Source organism: Bacillus haikouensis (genome assembly GCF_013179555.1).
Taxonomy (GTDB): Bacteria; Bacillota; Bacilli; order Bacillales; family Bacillaceae_B; genus Rossellomorea; species Rossellomorea haikouensis_A.
Genome location: NZ_JABMCR010000401.1, coordinates 1 through 2857 on the forward strand (window position 1 = coordinate 1; position 2857 = coordinate 2857).

The 2857-nt window shown below is 43.0% G+C and carries 4 protein-coding genes; all 4 read right to left on the reverse strand.

The features are described 5' to 3' along the window. Window positions 1-487: LURP-one-related/scramblase family protein (locus HP456_RS22195; RefSeq protein WP_172255150.1), on the reverse strand; the 487-nt coding region annotated here is incomplete at its 3' end. A gap of 157 nt (window positions 488-644) precedes the next feature. Beyond that, window positions 645-1478, reverse strand: coding sequence for an alpha/beta fold hydrolase (locus HP456_RS22200; protein WP_172255151.1), 834 nt, complete (start codon window positions 1476-1478; stop codon window positions 645-647). Between the two features lie 22 nt (window positions 1479-1500). Further along, window positions 1501-2394, reverse strand: coding sequence for an ABC transporter permease (locus tag HP456_RS22205; RefSeq protein ID WP_172255152.1), 894 nt, complete (start codon window positions 2392-2394; stop codon window positions 1501-1503). 12 nt (window positions 2395-2406) lie between these two features. Next, the coding region (locus HP456_RS22210; protein WP_172255153.1) for an ABC transporter permease at window positions 2407-2857 on the reverse strand (451 nt) is incomplete at its 5' end.

A 2857-nucleotide genomic window follows, 5' to 3' on the forward strand; every position in this document is an offset into this window, starting at 1 on the left:
CATTAGAAGAAGCAGCCGACTCATCAGCCTTCACACAATCAATCGCAATAACCAATGCAATCACAATCGTCTCCATCTCTTCATCCAGCACCTGCACCCGATAGCTGTCACCCCAACTGAACCACTTCTTATCCACTTCGCCTACGACCTTGCCATCCTGTAATACTTGGAAATTCATGTCCCACCAATTCCCCTGCACCTCAATGCCTGCCGCATCAATCGAATAGCGTGCTTTTAAAAAGGAGAACTCCTTCTTGATCGTCAATACCTCCTGGCCATTCACCTCAACGAAGAACTTCGGCAGAAGGCTGAACACCTTTTTCGTAATGAGTGCCACTTCATCCCGGCTCGTATTCATAATGGAGAAAGTCTTCGGGACCTTCATAAAACTTCCTTCCACATAATATCGATCCTTCTCCTCCTGATCCTTCACTGTAAATTTCCCGCTGAGACTGAATACCTTTTGTTTTATATATAACTCTTTCATGATTATGCCCCCCATAATTAAGTCTTTACATTATTTACGTTTGAGGGGAGGATTGGTTCCAAGATTTTTCATCAGTTTCATGGTAAGCACGGGGACGGTTCTGTTGCTTCTCTAAAAAAAAGGAAGCATGAGAACCGTCCCCATGCTTCCTTCCCGATTAAGCTGTTGTTGTCAGAAAATCTACTACTAATTTTAAATATGCTTCATTTTCCTCATGATGTGGTGAATGACCGCTGTTTTCAAAAATCACTAGTTTAGATTTAGGAACATGCTCCGCGATGACTTCAGAACAAACAACAGGAGTAATCCAGTCGTGCCGCCCGACAGTGACCAGCACCGGCACTGAAATTTGATGCAGACGCGGCACAAGATTAAAGTTTGGCTTGTTGTAGCGGAACGCATAGTTGTGAGTTTCATAGCGGTAAAAAATTGAATCAATTCGAGCCTTTACCGCTTCTTCGTCATATTCAACGGTATATAAGGGCTGAATCGCAGCGAACATTTCCTTCAGTTCTTCATTGGATTCAACCAGACCATCGAATAAGCGATGGATGCCTTCTTCTGTAATGCCTGGCAAATTACTTTCCAATGCTTGGTCAATAGATAAATGGTCAAACGTACTATCCGCAGATGTATCTCGCAATAGCACATGAGTTACATTTTCCGGATAACGCAATACATATTCCAATGTCAAAAATCCACCATAAGAACCACCCAGAATTTTAATCGGGCCGCCAACCAGCTGTTTTCTCATTTCTTCAATATCCGCTGTCCACTGTTCATGGGTAAACGGTGGTTTTCCTTCCGAACGGCCGGAACCTCTCATATCCATAAACACAAGCCGATATTGGTCCCCTAATTCAGAAAATGCCTTGATGTCACCGCGGCAATCCCCCAAGCCTGGCGCCCCGTGAATAAAAAAGATCGTTTCTCCTTCTGGATTTCCATAAATCTCATAATATAGTTCATTATCATTAATCGTAATAACCATTCTCACATTCCCCCTTAACACACTACTTTTTAACGAACTTTGGATCTAAGGCATCACGCAGGCCATCACCTAAGAAATTATACGCCAGCACCACAATGGTAATCGCGATTCCTGGAAGCACTCCAAGAACGGGTGCAGTCCAGATGTATTGTTGAGAATTTTGCAGCATATTCCCCCATGTAGCAGTAGGTGGTTGAATCCCCAATCCTAAATAACTAATCGCACTCTCCGTTAAAATCGCACCCGCAATTGTTAACGTACCCGCCACGATAATGGAAGGAATGATTTGCGGAATAATATACCTGGTTAAGATTCGATAAGGTGTCGCCCCGGAAGCATTTGCCGCTTCAACAAATTCGTATTGCTTCCATTTTAATGTTTCGCCGTATACTACCCTGGCAATTTCCATCCAGCTAGAGATGGCAATGACTATAACCACCATCACAGGACTTGTTCCAAGTACAGTGAGGGCTACAAGTACAAAGAAAAAAGTCGGTATCGCCTGCATTGCTTCCGTGATTCTCATTAAGATAGCCTCTACTGCCTTCCCCATAAAGCCGGCACATGCACCGATAATCGTACCGATGAAAAGAGAACACAACATCGCTCCTAAACCGACAATTAATGTAACCCTTCCTCCAGTGAGCATCCGTGCAAGGACATCGCGGCCAAGGTCATCGGTTCCAAATGGATGCTGGAGGGACCAGCTTGTCAAGGCGCCAACCTGCTGAAGTTCTTCAGGACTAACTTTCCAAAAGAGAGGTCCCAGGAAAACAATCACATGGATCAAAACCAGAAACCAAAGAGAAAAATAAGCTATTTTATTTTCACGTAAGCGGCTTATTAATGTTGATTTCTTATTTATCGCTTTTACTTTCGCATCAGCTTGAATAGTTGATTGAGTTGAAACTTCCATCCTGCTCACCTCCTATACGTTCTTCACGCGTGGATCAACTCTGGAATAGAGAATATCGACTATTAAATTACATAGAACCACGATAAGTGTGATCATAACGGTAATACCCATAACAAGCGGATAATCTCTTCCACGCGCTGCCTCAATAATTAATGTACCAATACCGGTCCAGCCAAAAATTGCTTCAGTGATAACTGCCCCACTTAGTAATCGTGGTATTAGCATTCCAATAATCGTAATAATCGGTATTAATGCATTCCTTAATGCATGAACATATAATACAACTGATTCCTTAGCGCCTTTTGCCCTTGCTGTTCGAATGTAATTCTGAGAAGTCACCTCTAACATCGAAGAACGAGTGAAACGGACAATATGAGGAAGTACCGTTGTCGTTAAAATCAGTACAGGCATAATCAAGTGTGAAATCCAACTCCATAGATCAAACTCTGCTCCACGGAGACCC

Bases quoted from the DNA above. Each gene is read 5' to 3' on its own strand.
- HP456_RS22200 (WP_172255151.1), bottom strand. From the start codon at position 1,478: ATGGTTATTACGATTAATGATAATGAACTATATTATGAGATTTATGGA.
- HP456_RS22205 (WP_172255152.1), bottom strand. From the start codon at position 2,394: ATGGAAGTTTCAACTCAATCAACTATTCAAGCTGATGCGAAAGTAAAA.